The sequence below is a fragment of the Streptomyces sp. NPDC085937 genome, assembly GCF_044540535.1.
Classification (GTDB): domain Bacteria; phylum Actinomycetota; class Actinomycetes; order Streptomycetales; family Streptomycetaceae; genus Streptomyces.
In genome coordinates this window covers 99,392-114,953 of sequence record NZ_JBITSH010000010.1, presented here as the reverse complement: position 1 = coordinate 114,953, position 15,562 = coordinate 99,392, and the positions used below count along the sequence as shown (strand labels likewise).

At 72.7% G+C, this 15,562-nt stretch carries 19 protein-coding genes; 6 read left to right on the top strand and 13 right to left on the bottom strand.

The window, feature by feature from the left end:
• Positions 1-5: 5 nt before the first annotated feature.
• The 3 genes from ACIF8S_RS21620 to ACIF8S_RS21610 form a co-directional block, all read right to left on the bottom strand.
• Positions 6-1,247, bottom strand: coding sequence for a sugar ABC transporter substrate-binding protein (locus tag ACIF8S_RS21620; protein ID WP_400000940.1), 1,242 nt, complete (start codon positions 1,245-1,247; stop codon positions 6-8).
• A gap of 402 nt (positions 1,248-1,649) precedes the next feature.
• Positions 1,650-2,735, bottom strand: coding sequence for a LacI family DNA-binding transcriptional regulator (locus tag ACIF8S_RS21615; RefSeq protein WP_400000939.1), 1,086 nt, complete (start codon positions 2,733-2,735; stop codon positions 1,650-1,652).
• Between the two features lie 269 nt (positions 2,736-3,004).
• Complete coding sequence (locus tag ACIF8S_RS21610) at positions 3,005-3,883, bottom strand: helix-turn-helix domain-containing protein (RefSeq protein WP_400000937.1); 879 nt, start codon at positions 3,881-3,883, stop codon at positions 3,005-3,007.
• A gap of 143 nt (positions 3,884-4,026) precedes the next feature.
• Here ACIF8S_RS21610 and ACIF8S_RS21605 point away from each other — a divergent pair, with 143 nt between their 5' ends.
• Positions 4,027-4,788 carry an SDR family oxidoreductase gene (locus tag ACIF8S_RS21605; protein WP_400000935.1) on the top strand — a complete coding sequence of 254 codons (762 nt, stop codon included), beginning with the start codon at positions 4,027-4,029 and terminating at the stop codon, positions 4,786-4,788.
• Between the two features lie 231 nt (positions 4,789-5,019).
• Positions 5,020-5,427 carry a DUF4190 domain-containing protein gene (locus tag ACIF8S_RS21600; RefSeq protein ID WP_024887714.1) on the top strand — a complete coding sequence of 136 codons (408 nt, stop codon included), beginning with the start codon at positions 5,020-5,022 and terminating at the stop codon, positions 5,425-5,427.
• Between the two features lie 104 nt (positions 5,428-5,531).
• On the opposite strand, the gene ACIF8S_RS21595 is transcribed toward ACIF8S_RS21600, so the two are convergent.
• Positions 5,532-6,002, bottom strand: coding sequence for a hypothetical protein (locus ACIF8S_RS21595; RefSeq protein WP_400000933.1), 471 nt, complete (start codon positions 6,000-6,002; stop codon positions 5,532-5,534).
• A 107-nt stretch (positions 6,003-6,109) separates the two neighbouring features.
• The gene (locus ACIF8S_RS21590; protein WP_400000932.1) at positions 6,110-6,322 is read right to left on the bottom strand and encodes a hypothetical protein; all 213 of its coding nucleotides are present in this window, start codon (positions 6,320-6,322) and stop codon (positions 6,110-6,112) included.
• Positions 6,323-6,482: 160 nt separating this feature from the next.
• Here ACIF8S_RS21590 and ACIF8S_RS21585 point away from each other — a divergent pair, with 160 nt between their 5' ends.
• Positions 6,483-6,905, top strand: coding sequence for a DUF6003 family protein (locus ACIF8S_RS21585; protein WP_400000930.1), 423 nt, complete (start codon positions 6,483-6,485; stop codon positions 6,903-6,905).
• A 19-nt stretch (positions 6,906-6,924) separates the two neighbouring features.
• Here ACIF8S_RS21585 and ACIF8S_RS21580 read toward each other — a convergent pair whose 3' ends face one another.
• The 6 genes from ACIF8S_RS21580 to ACIF8S_RS21555 form a co-directional block, all read right to left on the bottom strand.
• The gene (locus ACIF8S_RS21580; protein WP_400000929.1) at positions 6,925-7,989 is read right to left on the bottom strand and encodes an NAD(+)/NADH kinase; all 1,065 of its coding nucleotides are present in this window, start codon (positions 7,987-7,989) and stop codon (positions 6,925-6,927) included.
• A gap of 265 nt (positions 7,990-8,254) precedes the next feature.
• Positions 8,255-8,377, bottom strand: coding sequence for a type B 50S ribosomal protein L36 (gene ykgO, locus ACIF8S_RS21575; RefSeq protein WP_006130958.1), 123 nt, complete (start codon positions 8,375-8,377; stop codon positions 8,255-8,257).
• A 41-nt stretch (positions 8,378-8,418) separates the two neighbouring features.
• The gene (locus ACIF8S_RS21570; RefSeq protein WP_349796380.1) at positions 8,419-8,676 is read right to left on the bottom strand and encodes a type B 50S ribosomal protein L31; all 258 of its coding nucleotides are present in this window, start codon (positions 8,674-8,676) and stop codon (positions 8,419-8,421) included.
• 53 nt (positions 8,677-8,729) lie between these two features.
• Positions 8,730-8,894 carry a 50S ribosomal protein L33 gene (rpmG, locus tag ACIF8S_RS21565; RefSeq protein WP_024887720.1) on the bottom strand — a complete coding sequence of 55 codons (165 nt, stop codon included), beginning with the start codon at positions 8,892-8,894 and terminating at the stop codon, positions 8,730-8,732.
• Positions 8,895-8,976: 82 nt separating this feature from the next.
• Positions 8,977-9,321 carry a hypothetical protein gene (locus tag ACIF8S_RS21560; RefSeq protein WP_400000927.1) on the bottom strand — a complete coding sequence of 115 codons (345 nt, stop codon included), beginning with the start codon at positions 9,319-9,321 and terminating at the stop codon, positions 8,977-8,979.
• A 59-nt stretch (positions 9,322-9,380) separates the two neighbouring features.
• Positions 9,381-10,070, bottom strand: a complete 690-nt coding sequence (locus ACIF8S_RS21555; protein ID WP_400000926.1) for a DJ-1/PfpI family protein — start codon at positions 10,068-10,070, stop codon at positions 9,381-9,383.
• A gap of 258 nt (positions 10,071-10,328) precedes the next feature.
• On the opposite strand from ACIF8S_RS21555, the gene ACIF8S_RS21550 reads away from it, so the two are divergent.
• Complete coding sequence (locus ACIF8S_RS21550; RefSeq protein WP_400000924.1) at positions 10,329-10,946, top strand: TOPRIM nucleotidyl transferase/hydrolase domain-containing protein; 618 nt, start codon at positions 10,329-10,331, stop codon at positions 10,944-10,946.
• Between the two features lie 75 nt (positions 10,947-11,021).
• Here the strand turns inward: ACIF8S_RS21550 and ACIF8S_RS21545 are convergent, their stop codons facing one another.
• Positions 11,022-12,494 carry an MFS transporter gene (locus ACIF8S_RS21545; RefSeq protein WP_400000923.1) on the bottom strand — a complete coding sequence of 491 codons (1,473 nt, stop codon included), beginning with the start codon at positions 12,492-12,494 and terminating at the stop codon, positions 11,022-11,024.
• A gap of 295 nt (positions 12,495-12,789) precedes the next feature.
• On the opposite strand from ACIF8S_RS21545, the gene ACIF8S_RS21540 reads away from it, so the two are divergent.
• Positions 12,790-13,653: a hypothetical protein gene (locus ACIF8S_RS21540; RefSeq protein ID WP_400000921.1), complete on the top strand. Its 864-nt coding sequence runs from the start codon at positions 12,790-12,792 to the stop codon at positions 13,651-13,653.
• A gap of 12 nt (positions 13,654-13,665) precedes the next feature.
• On the top strand, positions 13,666-14,490 hold the full coding sequence (locus tag ACIF8S_RS21535) for a class I SAM-dependent methyltransferase (RefSeq protein WP_400000919.1): 825 nt from the start codon (positions 13,666-13,668) through the stop codon (positions 14,488-14,490).
• Here the strand turns inward: ACIF8S_RS21535 and ACIF8S_RS21530 are convergent, their stop codons facing one another.
• Complete coding sequence (locus tag ACIF8S_RS21530) at positions 14,491-15,540, bottom strand: P1 family peptidase (protein WP_400000918.1); 1,050 nt, start codon at positions 15,538-15,540, stop codon at positions 14,491-14,493.
• Between the last annotated feature and the right edge of the window lie 22 nt (positions 15,541-15,562).

Sequence of the window (15,562 nt, the reverse complement as noted above, 5' to 3'; positions counted from 1 at the left end):
GCCGGTTACTCCACGAGTCCTTCGATCTCGGCCTGCGCCTTGTCCAGGGCGGCCTTCGCATCCGACTTGCCTTGGGTGACCGACTCGATGGCGGTGTCCACCTTGGAGGTGATCTCCGTCAGCCGGGGCTGGGACGGCGTGGTCCTGGCGGTCTCCATCTGCTCGCGCCAGACCTTCAGCTTGGGGTCGGTGGCGAGCTCGCCGGACTCCCATGCCTGCTGGTTGGCGGGCAGGTCGCGGGTGCGTTCGTACCAGTCGGACTGACCCTTGGCGTCGGTGAGGAAGGAGATGAACTCCTTCGCGGCGGCCTTGTGCTCGCTGTCCGCGGAGACGGCGAGGCTGGAGCCGCCGGCCATGGAGACCGACTGCTTGTCGGCGGGCACGGGGGCGACGGCCCACTTGCCCTTGATGTCGGGGTAGTTCTCGTCGAGCAGCGACATGACCCACGGACCGCCGAGGAACATCGGCACGTCGCCGGTGTTGAAGTCCTTGGTCACGTCGTAGCCGGGGCGGACCGACTTCTCGCTGAGGCCCTTGGCGAAGAAGTCGCCGTAGGTCGCCAGCGCCTTGACCGCCTCGGGGCTGTTGACGGCCGCCTTGCCGTCCTCGGTGAGGATCTCACCGCCGGCGGAGTACAGGAACGGGTAGAAGCTCTGCACGGTGTCGAGCCCGCCGGGCTGGATGGACAGGCCCCACTTGGTCTTCGCCTTGTCCTGGTATGCCTGGGCGGCACGGCGCAGTTCGTCCATGGTGGCGGGCGGCTTCGCGAGACCCGCCTCGGCGGCGAGGTCGGTGCGGTAGAAGAGGACGCGGGTGTCGACGTACCAGGGGACGCCGTACGTCTCACCGTCGTACGAGGCCTGCTGCCAGGCGGCGGGGAAGAAGTCGCGCTCCTTGACGGTCTTGGTGTCGACCGGTTCCAGGACGCCCATGTCGGCGAACTCGCCGAGGTAGGTGCCGCCCATCTGCATCACGTCGGGCAGCTTGCCCGCGGCGGCCGCGGCGACGAGCTTCTGGTGCGCCACGTCCCAGCCGACCGGGGTCACCTTGACGGTGATGTTCGGGTGCGACTTCTCGTAGGCGTCGGCGACCTCGGCGAGCTTCTCGCCCTCGGTGCCCATGGCCCAGACGGTGAGCGCCTGCTGGGCATCAGCGTCCACGTCCGCGCCACCGGAGCCGCCACAGGCGGTGAGGGTGAGCGCGGACGCCACGGTGAGGGCGATCGCGGCGGGTGTGGCGCGGTGCATGGACTGCTCCTCCTCGAGCGTTCCCGATGTATGCGCATTCTGTAAGCGCATACATGACTCTGCGGGAGGGGCCCCGCCGTGGCAAGGGGGCGCCGGGTCACACTCCGGTAACGGCTGCGGTCGCCCTGCCGGGGGTGTGAGGGACGCGAGAAAGGGGCGTTCACCTGCGCGCGTACGTCGCGACAGGCGGACACCCCGGATGACGGGCACAGGGCCCTCTCAGCAACCTAGGTCGGAGGCTGGGCGTACGGAAGCGGGTGTGAGATACGTCCCGTGGGGATGTGGTGAGGGGGATGTGGCGGAAGGGCTGGGGCCGCGCGGCGGGCGGGTGGGGCGAGCGGGCGGGTGGGCTGAACGCCCGCGCGCCTGGCTCCGGGGCGGCGCCCACCCGCGTGGTGGGCGTCAGGCCCCGATGGCGACGTTCTGCTCCACGGGGCCGCAGCCGCAACTGGCACGGCGGGCGACGGTGACGGGGAGCATGAGGGACACCGGGTCGGTGGCGGACGCGCCGCCGAGGCGTCGTACGAGCAGTTCCACCGCCTCCTCCCCCATGCGCAGCATGGGCTGGCGGACGGTGGTGAGGGTCGGGCGGACGAGCCGGCCGAGCGGGATGCCGTCGAAACCGGTGACCGCCACGTCGCCGGGCACGGCCACGCCCCGGCGCTCCAGTGCGTGCAGCGCGCCGACGGCCATCTGGTCGTTGGCGCAGACGAGCCCCTGCGGCGGTCCGCCGGCACGGTCGCACAGTGCGTCGGCGGCGCGGGCGCCCTCGGCCTGGGTCATCATGGCGGCGCGTACGGCAGGCTGCTCGGGGGCGTCGATGCCGGCGGCGTGGCAGGCCGCGAGGAAGCCCTGGAAGCGGGCCTCGGCGTCCGGCGACTCCTCGGCGGAGCCGACGAAGGCGAGGTGGCGCAGGCCGTGGTCGTCGATGAGGTGGCGGGTCAGCTCACGCTGACCGTCGAAGTTGGCGACCTCGATGTGGTCGAGGTGGTCCAGGTGGTCGCCCTCCTCGCGGGGCCCGGCGAGCATGACGACGGGTCGGCGGCGGGAGATGCCCTCGAGTTCCTCCGTGGGCACCGTGCGGGCCAGCACGGCGAACCCGTCGACGCGTCCGGCGACCTTGGCCACCAGACTCTCCGGGCCGCCCTTGAGGGAGGCGGCGATGAGGAGGGCGTAGCCGTGCCTTCGGGCCGCGCGCTCCATGCCGCGGATGATCTGGTCGGAGTAGAGCATCGCCGCGTCGTCGTCCTCGGCGTCGGTGTCCGGGTCCGCGTAGTCGGGGAAGCAGAGGCCGAGGACGCCGGTGGACCGGCTGGCGAGTCCGCGCGCGTTGCCGCTGGGTACGTAGCCGAGGTCCCGCGCGGCGGCGAGGACCCGCTCACGGGTCTGCGCCCGCACCGAGTCGGGGTTGCGGTAGACGCGGGACACGGTGGCGATGGACACGCCGGAGCGTTCGGCCACGTCGTACACCGTGGGGGCGGTACTCATCGGGCGTCATCCCTAAGTCAGTGCGCGCGGCGTGGGCGGGTGTGATCGTGATGAAAGCGCATTCATCGTAGGGGTGCGCAGGTCAGGGCACAAGGGGCGATTGCGAGGTGGCGGTGGGCGGGGTGGGGGTGGGCGGAGCTCCGCGCCCCTCGGCACGGTCGCGGCCGGGCCAGGCCGTTCCTGCGTCCGCCGAAGCGTGGCCGCCGGTACGGGTCGCCTTGTCGTCTTCTCGCTCTGTCGACGCGGACGCCCGCCGCGGGGAGCGGCGGCTACGTATGCCGGGCGTCCTCACGTCCGCCCTCCGTCGTGTCGGCAGAGCCGGTGTCGGCGGAGCCGGTGTCGGCGAAGGAGGCGAGGAGCCGCAGCTTCTCGTCGCTGTCGCTGTTCCTGTCGGGGTAGTAGACGACGAGGATGACGTCGTCCAGCGGGAGTTTGTCGCGGTGGAGGCGCAGGTCACCGACGACGGGGTGGTGGACGATCGTGGCGCCTCCGTCGAGGGTGCGGACGTCGTGGCGGGCCCAGAGGGTGCGGAACCGTTCGCTGGTGAGGGCGAGTTCACCGACGAGTTCGACGAAGCGGGGGTGGTCGGTGTCGTCGCCGATGGTGGTGCGGAGGGTGGCGACGGCGATCGCGGTCGCCTGGGACCAGTCCTGGTGGAAGGCGCGCTCCTCGGGATCGAGGAGGAGATCGCGCAGCCTGTTCCGGCCGGGGCGCAGACGCGGGGAGAGCGCGACGGCCATGGGGTTGGACGCCAGGACGTCGAAGGCGCGTCCCTCCACGAAGGCGGGGATCCGGAGCTGCGCGAGCAGCTGGTGGGCGCGCGCGGGGACGTGCTCGGGCCGCTTGCGGCGGGGCGCCCTGGGGCGGGCGGAGGCGAGGCCGAGGAGGTAGGTGCGTTCGACCTCGTCGAGCTGCAGGACGCGGGCGAGGGACATGAGGACCTGCGGCGAGGGGTTCTTGTCACGGCCCCGCTCCAGGCGCAGGTAGTAGTCGGGGCTGATGCCGGCGAGCAGGGCGACCTCCTCACGGCGCAGGCCGGGCACGCGCCGGTTGCCGCCGGGCGGGAGGCCCGCCTGCTCCGGGGTGACCAGCTCCCGCCGGGCACGAAGGTAACTGCCGAGCCGGTTGCCGGAAGCGTCGTCCTTCATGAAGCCACCGTAGTGCGGTCGGCGCGGCGCAGAGGGGGTCCTGTCAGGACCAGGGACAACGAGGGCTCTGCCGCGCGCACGGGATGCGATGGAGGCTCGTGGTCGAGAACGTGGAAGCACGTCGTTCACGAAGGGACGATCTCGTGAAACTCTCCGACCACACCGTTTTCATCGCCGGTGGGACCTCGGGCATCGGGCAGGAGCTGGCGCGTCGGTTCGCCGCGGCCGGCAGTACCGTGGTCGTCGGCGGCCGCGGCGAGGACGCCCTCGCACGGCTGGAGAAGGAAGGCTTCGGGACGGTCCGCATCGACGTCACCGACGGCTCCTCCGTCGCGTCGGCGCGGGACGCCGTGCTCGCCCGGTACCCCGGACTGGACACCGTGGTGACGATGTCGGGCGTCATGCTGATGGAGGACCTGCGCGACCCCGCGCACTTCGAGGCGACGGCGACGGCGATCGACACCAACCTGCTGGGCACGATCCGGGTCGTCGACGCGTTCACCCCGCAGCTGATCGCGCGGGGCGCCGGCGCCTTCATCACCGTGACCTCCGGCATCGCGTTCCTGCCGTTCCCGCCGATGCCGGGCTACGCCGCCTCGAAGGCCGGGGTGCACGCCTATTCGGAGGCGCTGCGCGCGCAGCTCGCGGGGACGGGGGTCGACGTCGTCGAGCTGGTGCCGCCGGCCGTCGCGACGGCCGGACAGGAGAAGGTGAACCCGCACGCGCTGCCGCTGGACGACTTCGCCACGGAGGTCATGGACCTCCTCGCGCAGGAGCCGACGCCCCGCGAGATCCTCGTCGAGGGCGTCCGGAAGCACCGCTGGGCAGAGCGGGACGGCACCTACGACGAACTGGTCGCCCAGCGCTCCAAGGCTTTGGCCGGCCTGCCGGGGCGCCGGGGCTGAGCGCGGTCCCGGCGGTTCTCCGCCGGGGGGCTCGGCGGGGGAAGCGAACGGCGGTGGCCGGCGTCATGCCGGCCACCGCCGTTCCGTATCCGCACGCAAGGCGCTGGTCGACTCGGTTGTGACCGCCCCCTGGGACGGCTCTCGCCGCACCGGGCGGAATGCGAGCGGGACGTCAGGGCACACGGACCGGGCGGGACCAACTGATGACCCCTCATATCGGAGGACACGCGGATGACTTCGACACAAGGACACCACGGGGCGGGGCCTCAGCAGGCGGTCGGCGCGGGTGAGCGTCGCAACGGTTTCGGGATCGCGGCGCTGGTGCTGGGCATCGTGGGTGCCCTGCTGTTCTGGACCGCGATCGGCGGCATCGCGCTGGGTGTGCTGGCCCTGATCTTCGGTGTGCTGGGCTTCCGGCGCAGCAGACGAGGTGTGGCCACGAACGGGACCATGTCCGTCATCGGCGCGGTGCTCGGCGGGCTGACCCTGGTGGTGTCGTCGGTGCTTCTGGCCATGGGTGTGGCCGTGATCAACAGCGACGAGTTCAAGGACTACCAGGACTGCATCGAGCACGCGAACAGCCAGAGCGACCGGCAGGACTGCGCGCGGGACTTCGACCGGGAGGTCGACAACCGGTAGCAGTGACGAGGCTGGGGGTGGGGCGCGGCGAGGATGCCGCGCCCCAGCTTTGTCCATGCCGGCCGTACGGCGACACGTCACGGCAGATCACGCATACGGGGAACTCACGCGTCTGGACAGACGGCTTCCGTCCACGTCGCCCGTAGGTCACGGCAGACGATGGTGAGGGTTCCGTCCCAGCAGGCGATCTCGTGGGCGCAGCCGTCCTCGTGCGGCAGGATCTCGTCGAGCATCACGGCGCCGAGTTCCGGCCCTCGGGCCTGGTCCGCGGCGGCGGACTCGATGAGGAAGCTCGACACCTCCGCGTAGCGGATGACCAAGTCCTGGTCGTGCTTCCAGCAGTTGTGCCGGAACTCGATCTCCACCTCCTCGGTACCCGCCCCCCGGACGGCGTGAATGATCAGGTCCTTTACACAACGCCGGCTGCGGAAGTCGTAGTGATCCGGGTCGGTGGCGAAGGCGCGGGCCCCCGGTGGCAGATCACCAGCGATCGAGGGCAGGGAGCTCAGGTAGCGGGCCGGGTCCAGAAAGCCGGACAACTCACCTGTCCGCCCTTCGAGTTCGACGTGATCCATCACCCTGTCCTCGTCCATAGCTCCGCCATGCCAAGGCATCGTCGCACGGCGGAGCCCGCCGACATGACCGAAGCGCGGTGGCCCACGCAGCTCAACACCGCCCCCGGTCATCGTGGTTGGCGCCTCCTCATGTGGCCCAGGAGCAACTGGAGCGCTCCGTACATGCATGCCGTCATGCCGAGGACGACCCAGCCGCCCGTGTTGCCGCCGGCGATCAGGACGAGCGACAGGATTGCTCCGGCCACGGCGAACACGTTGACGAACAGCATCCGTCTCTTCAGCTCTGCGCGTTGTTCCACCGACCATCCCACGTAGGGCATGTGCGACCCCTTCGTCCCCGGCCGGCTCCGGGCCCGGCCCTGCCGTGCGCGTACCCGCCCCCTTGCGGGTGACGCGCTGTCGTGGATCGGCCGTTGCGGGGTAGAGGGGGTCCACCGGACACCGGAGTGGGACCACATGTCCCCGCAGGAGGAAACGACGATGACCGACGACGCCTATCTCGTGCTGTTCGACGACCCCGCCGTGTCGCTGGGGGTGCCGCTCGCCGCCGTTCAGGACGCCGCCTTCCTGGACACGCCGGCCGTGCGGGCGTGGCTGGAGGCCCAGGGCGTCACCGTGACCACGCCCGGACTGCGGCTGCTGCCGCCGGAGGAGACCTCCGCCGTCCCGGAGGGTGCCGAGCGGCTTCCCGTGCCCCTCGGCGACGAGGAGCTGAGCCGTGTGCGGCAGCTCAACGCGCCGCACGACGTCGCCCGGATGGAGGAGGAACTCCTTGCCTACCGCTCCTGCGCGGAGGGCCGCGAGGCGCTGCTCGCCCGTGCCGTGGCGGCCGGAGTGCCGGCGCACCGGATCGCGGAGCTGACCGGCGAGGACCTCACGGCCGTCAAATCGCTCGTCCACTGAGCCCCCGGCCCGCGCCCGGTCACGGCTGGGCGACCGGGCCCTGGGGCATGGCCAGGTGGGCCAGGTCCCCGGGGCGCGGGGTGCTCACGGGCCACAGGGGCGCGGGCGTGCCGTCGGCCACCGCGGCGGGCGCGTCGGTGAGGTTCATGCGTTCACGCAGCCGGCCGTAGAAGTCCATCGGGCCGAGGCGTACCGCGCGCAGCCTGCGGGGAGCCGCGTACACGCCGATCCAGTCACCGGGGCCGATGACGCCGCGGACCTGGCCGTCGACGCTGACGGCGGCGCGCCCGGAGCGTTCCAGCACCCGCAGCCCGACGGGCTCGTCCGGCGCGGCGACCACCGAGCGGTTGAACGTCATGTGCGGCGCGACCGGCGTGAACACCAGCGCCTCCGCCCGCGGGGAGACGACCGACCCCCCGGCGGCGAAGCTGTACGCCGTCGAGCCGGTCGGGGTCGCCACCAGCAGCGCGTCCGCGGAGTACGAGGCGAGCAGCCTGCCCGAGATGTAGACGCCGACCGAGATCTGCCGGTCCCGGGCGAGTTTCTCCAGCACCACGTCGTTGAGGGCCGCCACGTCCAGCGGGACGCCCCACTCCCCGCCCGTCTCGCAGTCGGGCCGCACGCTGGTCGGCGGCAGCAGCGGACCGCGCCCGTACCGCATGAGTGCCTCTATGTCGGCGGGGACCTCCAGGCGCCGGGAGGCGCGCATGGTCAGCAGCAGGCGCTGCTCGACCTCCATCCGGCCCTCCTGCACGGCGTCCAGCGCGGTGCGCACCTCGGTCGTGGGCACCTCCGTCAGGAAGCCCACCCTGCCGAGGTCGACGCCGAGGACCAGGGCGTCCGCGGCGGCGGCCAGGCGGGCGCCGCGCAGGAAGGTGCCGTCGCCGCCGAGGGTGACCACCAGGTCCGGGTCGCCCGCGGCCGCCACCTCCTCGCGGGCGCTGTGCCGACCGCCGTCGTCCCAGACGTCGATGTCCTTGCAGGCGATGCCGTGCTCCAGGCACCACGCCCGGACGGTGCCGGCCGCCTCCACCGCCTCGGGGCGTCCGCCGTGCACGACCATGCCGACCCGGTTCACCGTCATCTCCGCCTCCAGGCTGCCGTTCGCCCCGGCGGGCGGCAGCGCCTGCCGGGTCGCCCTCGCCCGAGGCCGGTGGTCCCGGTCGCCGTCGGCGCTCCCCGGGCGGTGCGCGACGTCCCTCCATCCTGGCCGCGCGGCGGGAGTACCGCACCGGGAGGCCCCGGCCGTGCGGCGGGGAAGGCCTCGCCCATGCCTCACCCACGCAGGACGGCCCGGCACCGCGCAGTGCGGTGCCGGGCCGTCCGGACGTCGTGGAGCCTGCGGCTCGTCAGCCCTGGCGGGCCTTGAAGCGCGGGTCCTTCTTGTTGATCACGAAGGTCACGCCCCGGCGGCGCACCACCTGGGCGCCGGGCTTGGCCTTCAACGAGCGCAGGGACTTGCGTACCTTCATCACGAACTCCTGGTGGGCACCCCGGACAGGGCCGGGACCGGTCAGCGGCGGGCGGAGGCGGTGCCGTAGCGCCGCTCGAAGCGCTCCACGCGTCCCGCGGTGTCGAGGACACGCGCGGTGCCGGTGTAGAACGGGTGGCTCGCCGACGAGATCTCCACGTCGACGACCGGGTACGTCGTGCCGTCCTCCCACTCGACCGTCTTGTCGGAGTCGAGGGTGGAGCGGCTCAGGAACTGGAACCCTGCCGCGCGGTCCCGGAAGACGACCGGGCGGGAGACGGGGTGGATGCCGTGCCTCATGGGGTGTCCTTTCTCGCGGCCTCCGCCGCCGGGGGCGGCGGAGACAGGGTGGGTCAGCGTTCCTCGCGGAAGAGGACGTGCTCGCCGGCGACCGCGTCGTACTTGCGCAGGACCAGACGGTCGGGGTCGTTCAGACGGTTCTTCCGCGTCACGTAGGTGACGCCCGTGCCGGCCGTGGACTTCAGCTTGACGATCGGGCGTGCCGTGCTGCGTGCCATGAGGTGCTCCTTCCGCCGTCACCGCCCGAGTCGAGTGACTCGCGCATGTCAGGCAGCAGGTGTAACAGCGCCCCCCGGTCCCCTATTCCGCGACCCGCGCCGGTGTCGTCCGGCGCGTCCCGGTGACCTTCGAGGCGGGCAGGCGGCCGGCGCGGGAGGTGCCCTCCAGGGTGTCGCCCTCGACGTGGACCGTGAAGGCGAGGTTCAGCCGGAGGGGCTTGGTGACGGACTGCTTCCAGGTGACCTGGGCGCCGTCGACCGCGATGTCCCGGAGCGGTACGTCCTCACCGGCCCCGGACGCGACACCGGCCAGGGCCTCGTCCTCCCTGCGGAACGTGACGGCGGCCTTGATGCGGCCGATGGGGGTGGCGATGGTCAGGTCCCAGACACCTTCGACGGTGGCGGTCCGGGCGCTTTCGGCGGTCATGTGCGGGGTTGCTCCTGACAGGCGGGCGGGAGTGATGACGGGTGAGGCGGGGCCGTACGTCACAGCGCGGCCGGGGCGAGACCCGTGGCACGCCAGACGGTGCCGCGGCGCTCGTGCGCGAAGAGCGTCTCGACGGCGTGGGCGATGCGCGGGCCCAGTTCCCGTTCGAGCAGGTAGAGGCCCAGGTCGAGGCCCGAGGTGACGCCGGCGCCGCTGACCAGGTCGCCGTCGTCGACGATCCGGGCCCGCACCGCGTGGACGCCGGTCGCGTCGAGCATGTCGATGCCGAGGTGGTGGGTGGTGGCGTGGCGGCCCTCAAGCAGACCGGCCATGGCGGGGACGAGCGAGCCGCCGCACACGGTGGCGACGGTCACGGTCGGGTCGTCCAGTGCTTCCTTGAGCAGCGCCGGCAGGGTGGTGGTGAGGGCGCGGCCCAGCAGGACGGGGATGAACTCGTCCTGCCGCCACTCCCCCTCTCCCGCCTCGACGTCGGGCACCTCGCCGGGCTCACCGACCCGGCCCGAGGCGCCCGGGACCACGATCAGGTCGGCGGTGCGGGGGTCGAGCGTGCCGGTGGCCCGCAGGGTGAGGGCGCCGGTGCCGCCGACCACCTCGCGCGGGCCTTCGGCGGTGACCAGCTCGACCGTGAGCGCGCCGTCGGACGCGGTGCCGCCCGCGTACAGGACCTCGTAGGGTGCGACGACGTCGAGCGGGTCGAAGCCGTCGAACAGGACGATCTGCGCGTGCATACGCTGTCTTCCCTTCGGTGGGGATGTCCGTTCTCGGCGGACGTCACCGAAGCTAGCGAGCCGTCGGGCGGGCTCCCATGGGGGCGGGTGCCAGTCTCCGACGGGTTCCCGCCAACGCCGACGCCCTCTGCGGCGGCTCCCCTCGCCCACCGTCTTTGCGGGTGCACGTCAGCCCTCCGCCTGACCGGAGCCGCGGTGTCGTGACCGCGAGCCGTAAATCACTACCGCCGCCGGCGACACCGGCGAAGACTCGTCCTCATGAGTGACATGAACGCGTTCCGGGACTTGGCGACCGCATGGACGGCGGGCGGGCCCGGTGACCCGGTGCGCGAGCTCGCCGGGCGGCTGTCCGTCCGTGCCGTCGTCCTGCTGGAGGGGCTCAGTGACGAAGCCGCGGTCGGCGCGCTGGCCGCGCGTCACGGCCGGGACCTGGCAGCGGAGGGCGTCTGCGTGCTGCCGATGGGCGGCGCGATGAACGTCGGGCGGTTCTCCGCGCTGCTGGGCCCGCGCGGACTGGGCCTGCGCCTGACGGGGCTCTGCGACGAGCGGGAACTGGGCTACTACACGCGGGGCTGGGAGCGGGCCGGCGCCGGGAGCGACGGCGTCTTCGTCTGCGCGGCGGATCTGGAGGACGAGCTGATCCGTGCCCTCGGTGCGGATCGGGTGACCGAGCTCGTGCGGGAGCAGGGCGAGTTCCGCGCCCTGCGGACCTTCCTGCGCCAGCCCGCCCAGCGTGGCCGCCCGCCCCAGCAGCAGCTCCGCCGCTTCCTCGGCACCAAGAAGGGCCGCAAGATCCGCTACGGCCGCGTGCTGGTCGAGGCACTGGGCGGGGAGCGCGTGCCGGAGCCCCTGGACAGGCTGCTCGCCGGGCTCTGACGGGCGGGAAGGTGACATGCGTGAGGGGCGGGCACCGCGCGGTGCCCGCCCCTCAACGGTGTGCCGGTCCGGCCGTCAGAACCTGGGTGTCGGCGCCTGCGCCTCCACGATCTCCGCGGCCTCAGCCTCGCTCTGCACCGACGGGGGCGACCCCTCCAGCGGCTGCTGGGCCGTCTCCTTCATGCACGCCACCGCGATCACACCGACCAGGGCGGCCGCCATGGCGTAGTAGGCGGGCATCATCTCGGAGCCGGTCACGCCGATCAGCGCGGTGATGACCAGCGGGGTGGTACCGCCGAACAGCGACGCCGACAGGTTGTAGCCGACCGACAGGGAGCCGTAGCGCACCGACGTCGGGAACATGGCGGGCAGCGCGGCCGACATGGTGCCCAGCAGGCAGACCAGGGACAGGCCGAGCATCAGCATGCCGGCCGACACCGCGAGCAGACTGCCCTGCTGCACCAGCAGGAACGCCGGCGCGGACAGCACGAGGAAGCCCAGCATGCCGGTCATCAGCAGCGGCTTGCGCCCGTAGCGGTCGTTGAGCCGGCCGACCTGGTTGATGATCAGCATCAGCACCACCATGGTGCCGACCAGGATTAGCAGCCCGTGCGACTCCTTGTAGTGCAGCTCGTCGGACAGGTACGTCGGCATGTACGACAGCAGCATGTAGTCGGTGATGTTGTACGCGCCGACCAGGGCGATGCACAGCACCAGGGGCCGCCAGTGCCGCTGGAAGATCTTGGCGAGGTCGCCGCGGGCCGTGGTCTCGACCTGGTTCGCCGCCTCGGAGGCGCGGACGTTGCCCTCCCCCAGCTTGAGGTAGGCGGGGGTGTCGTCCAGCTTCAGCCGCAGGTAGATGCCGACGATGCCCAGCGGTCCGGCGACCAGGAACGGGATGCGCCAGCCCCACGCGTCCATGGTGTCGGAACCTAGCCAGGCGGTGAGCGCCACGACCAGGGTGGCCGCGCCGGTGTAGCCGGCCAGCGTGCCCAGCTCCAGGAAGCTGCCGAAGTAGCCGCGCCGCCGGTCGGGGGCGTACTCCGCGATGAAGGTGGAGGCGCCGCCGTACTCGCCGCCGGTGGAGAAGCCCTGGAGCAGCCGGAAGAGGATCAGCAGCAGCGGTGCCCAGAAGCCGACCGCCGCGTACGTCGGGAGCATGCCGATCGCCGCGGTGCCGATGGCCATGAGGATCATCGTCAGGGCGAGGACCTTCTTGCGGCCGACCTTGTCCCCCATCGGTCCGAAGACCATGCCGCCCAGCGGCCGCACCAGGAAGGCGACGGCGAAGGTGGCGAAGGACGACAGCAGCTGCGCCGTCTCGCTCCCGGAGGGGAAGAAGACCCGGCCGATGGTGCCGGCCAGGTAGGCGTAGATGCCGAAGTCGAACCATTCCATGGCGTTGCCGAGCGAGGCGGCCTTGACCGCGCGCTTGACCGCACGTTCGTCCGTCACCGTGATGTCCGACCGGCGCAGCGGCGGATTGCGGCGGCGGCGGATGGCACGGAACAGGGTCGGATGGCGCCTGGCCGCCTCGGTGGACGGCATCGGGCCGTTGTCGGTGGAGGACGTGGCTACGTTCCTTTCCAGGACAAAACGTTGCTTTGGGAACTTATCAGCGTTCATGGCCGAACGCCGTGGGTGGGCGCCCTTCGGGGTGATCGCCGCCCCGGTCGGGGCGCCGCCGGCCGGGGCCACGGGCCCGTCTTCCCTGTGCCGTCACCTGTATGCCTCCGCTGCGCTGGTCACCCGGGCGGAGCGGTGGTGCGGTGGGAGGCCGGGGGGAAAGCGTGCCCGGTGCCCTTCGGCGCCGGGTGTTCGTCCCGTCCATCAGGAGGCACACGTGACCACCCCTCGCCCGCTCGCCCGGCCGGCCCGCGTCCTGGCCGCCGCCCTGGCCGTCGGCACGCTGCTCGCGACGGCGGCCTGTTCCGGCTCGGACAGCAGCGCGTCGTCCGAGGCGGACACCTCGTCCACGATCGCCGAGCGGGGCCTCGCCGCGCAGACCACCTCGCCCCCGGCCTCGTCGTCGCCCGCCACGTCCTCGCCCGCGTCGGACCTCAGCGAGCAGGGCGCCCGGAACGCGCTGATCACCCCGGCGGACATCGAGGACGACTGGACGCAGGTGCAGAACCCGCAGGAGTGGCGGGACTCGTTGCTGGTGGGCAACGTCGACGTGGCGGCGTTCGTCGACGGCAAGGGCGACGTGGCGGACTGCCAGCGCCTGGTCGACGCGCTGTTCGACGAGACGCTGCTGGGCCGCCCGTCGGGTGCGTCGGCGCTCACCGGGTTCGAGCAGGGCGACTCGCGGCTGCTGTACCAGGTCGCCGCGTACGACAAGGCCGAGCTCGACGACTCCATGCAGTGGCTGAGCGACCTGCCCGACACCTGTGACCAGTTCACACTGACCGGCGGCGACGCCGGGGAGCGCACCGTCCAGGTCATCGAGACGTCCCTGCCCAAGGTCGGCGACAAGCGGCAGGGGCTGACCGTGACCGTGAAGGGCGAGAGCAGCGGCGCCCCCGTCACGCTGAGCCTGGACGTCGCCGCCGTGCAGATCGGCGCGGACGCGATCACGGTCACCAACGGCGGTCTCGACGGCGCCGACCACGACACCACCTCCGCCGCCGTGGAGCAGGGCACCCAGCGGCTCCAGGAGGTGCTCGCGGGCCGCACCCCGTCGCCCACGCCCAGCGGCATCAACTGACCGGGGCGTCCGGTGACGGATCCGGCGGGTCCCCCGGGTGGCGCGGCCGGCGGGGGGACGGGCCGGTACGGGCGGGAGCTGTTCACGCCGGAGGACCCGCGGGAGTCGGAGCGCATCGACGACGCCGCGCAGGTGTACGACCCGGTCACCACGGGGCTGCTGCGGGAGCTGGGCGCCGGTCCGGGCCTGCGGTGTCTGGAGGTGGGGGCGGGCACGGGGACCGTCGCGCGGTGGCTGCTGGAGCGGGCCGGGGTCGCGGAGGTCGTCGCCCTGGACCGGGACACCCGGTCGCTGGCCGCTCTGGGGCTGCCGGGGCTGCGGATGCTCACGGCGGACGTCACCGACGAGGACCTGCACCCCGGCACCTTCGACCTCGTCCACGCGCGGTTCGTGCTGATGCATCTGCCCGGGCGGCGCCGGCTCGTCTCCCGGCTGGCCGGTCTGCTCAACCCGGGCGGGGTGCTGGTGCTCGGCGACGCGGTGGAGCTGCCGGACACCCGCGACCGGTCCTCCGCCTACCGGCGCACCATGGACGCCATGTGGGTGGCGCTGCGCACGACGATCGGCACCGACCTCACGGAGGTGCCGACGTATCCCCGCTATCTGCGCGAGGAGGGGCTGCGCGAGGTCGGTGCCGAGGTGTTCTGCCCGCCGCTGGTCCCGGGCGGCGCGGCGGCCCGGTTCTGGTCCGGTACCTGGCGCCGGATGCGGCCGGAGCTGGAGGCGTCCGGCCTGGTCGACGCCCGGGTGGTGGAGGAGGCTCTGACGTACCTGGAGTCGCCGGACCTGGCCGAGCTGGGCCCGGGGATGGCGACGGTCTGGGGGCGCCGTCCGTGATCAGTGGCCTTCGGCGCCGGGCGCGTCGGCGAGGGCGGTGAGCAGGCGGTCGACGGGGAGGGCGGGCACGGTGCGGCCGCCGTGGCCGGTGGTGGTCGTGGCGGCGAGCAGGGAGTTGAGCACGGCCTCCTCGACCGCGTCGAGGACCGCTTCGAACAGCGGGCTCAAGGTGTCGTCGGCGACCGGGGGCGCCGCACCGGGGCGGGTGGCGAAGGCGATCGCGTAGTCGCCGCTGCCGTGGCTGTAGGCGGCGCCGGTCCGGGCGAGGGCGAACACCGCGCGCCGCGCGACACGGGTGAGCTGCCGGGCGTCGAGCGGGGCGTCCGTCGCCACGACGATCATGCAGGAGCCGGTCTCGGAGGCCGGTCCGGAGCCGTCGAGGGTGCGCCCGAGGACGCGCAGGGTGCCACCGAAGTTGGCCTGCACGAGGGCGCCGACGGTGAAGCGGCGGCCGGCCACTTCCGGTGTACGTGAGGACGTCCCGATGCCGGCCTTGAACCCCAGGGCGACGGTGCCGGTCCCGGCTCCGACACAGCCCTCGGCCACGGGGCCCGCGGACGCTCCGTCGAGCGCGGCCCGCACATGCTCCTCGCGCACGGGCCGGCTCCGGATGTCGGACAGATGACCGTCGTTGCACTCCCCCACGACGGGATTGAGACTCAACACCCCCTCGCAGCCCGGCTGTTCCAGCACCCACCCGACCAGGGCGTCGGCCACCCGGAACGCGGACAGCGTGGCGGTGAGCAGCACAGGGGTCTCCAGCTCGCCGAGTTCGGCGAGCTGGGTGGAGCCGACGAGCTTCCCGTACCCGTTCCCCGCGAACACACCGGCAGGAACCGGCGCCCCGGGCCGCACACCGTCCGGCACGACGGCGGTCACCCCGCTGTGCACGTCGGGGCGCGCCCGGACGGTGGTGTGCCCGACACGGACTCCCGGTACGTCGGTGAGGGCGTTGAGGGGGCCGGTGGGGGTGGGCCCGACGACGATGCCGAGGTCACGGGTGCGGGGGCGGCTGCCGGGGGCGGGGGGCGGTGAGGGCACCGGGTTCATGTGCGGGGACGCTACACCGCCC

What these genes read in the sequence shown, in the direction of transcription:
- ACIF8S_RS21620 (WP_400000940.1), bottom strand. Translation starts at nt 1,247, where the DNA reads ATGCACCGCGCCACACCCGCCGCGATCGCCCTCACCGTGGCGTCCGCG.
- ACIF8S_RS21615 (WP_400000939.1), bottom strand. Translation starts at nt 2,735, where the DNA reads ATGAGTACCGCCCCCACGGTGTACGACGTGGCCGAACGCTCCGGCGTG.
- ACIF8S_RS21590 (WP_400000932.1), bottom strand. Translation starts at nt 6,322, where the DNA reads ATGCCCTACGTGGGATGGTCGGTGGAACAACGCGCAGAGCTGAAGAGA.
- ykgO (WP_006130958.1), bottom strand. Translation starts at nt 8,377, where the DNA reads ATGAAGGTACGCAAGTCCCTGCGCTCGTTGAAGGCCAAGCCCGGCGCC.
- ACIF8S_RS21580 (WP_400000929.1), bottom strand. Translation starts at nt 7,989, where the DNA reads ATGACGGTGAACCGGGTCGGCATGGTCGTGCACGGCGGACGCCCCGAG.
- ACIF8S_RS21585 (WP_400000930.1), top strand. Translation starts at nt 6,483, where the DNA reads ATGACCGACGACGCCTATCTCGTGCTGTTCGACGACCCCGCCGTGTCG.
- ACIF8S_RS21550 (WP_400000924.1), top strand. Translation starts at nt 10,329, where the DNA reads ATGAGTGACATGAACGCGTTCCGGGACTTGGCGACCGCATGGACGGCG.
- ACIF8S_RS21610 (WP_400000937.1), bottom strand. Translation starts at nt 3,883, where the DNA reads ATGAAGGACGACGCTTCCGGCAACCGGCTCGGCAGTTACCTTCGTGCC.
- ACIF8S_RS21570 (WP_349796380.1), bottom strand. Translation starts at nt 8,676, where the DNA reads ATGAGGCACGGCATCCACCCCGTCTCCCGCCCGGTCGTCTTCCGGGAC.
- ACIF8S_RS21555 (WP_400000926.1), bottom strand. Translation starts at nt 10,070, where the DNA reads ATGCACGCGCAGATCGTCCTGTTCGACGGCTTCGACCCGCTCGACGTC.
- ACIF8S_RS21560 (WP_400000927.1), bottom strand. Translation starts at nt 9,321, where the DNA reads ATGACCGCCGAAAGCGCCCGGACCGCCACCGTCGAAGGTGTCTGGGAC.
- ACIF8S_RS21530 (WP_400000918.1), bottom strand. Translation starts at nt 15,540, where the DNA reads ATGAACCCGGTGCCCTCACCGCCCCCCGCCCCCGGCAGCCGCCCCCGC.
- ACIF8S_RS21595 (WP_400000933.1), bottom strand. Translation starts at nt 6,002, where the DNA reads ATGGATCACGTCGAACTCGAAGGGCGGACAGGTGAGTTGTCCGGCTTT.
- ACIF8S_RS21545 (WP_400000923.1), bottom strand. Translation starts at nt 12,494, where the DNA reads ATGCCGTCCACCGAGGCGGCCAGGCGCCATCCGACCCTGTTCCGTGCC.
- rpmG (WP_024887720.1), bottom strand. Translation starts at nt 8,894, where the DNA reads ATGGCACGCAGCACGGCACGCCCGATCGTCAAGCTGAAGTCCACGGCC.
- ACIF8S_RS21600 (WP_024887714.1), top strand. Translation starts at nt 5,020, where the DNA reads ATGACTTCGACACAAGGACACCACGGGGCGGGGCCTCAGCAGGCGGTC.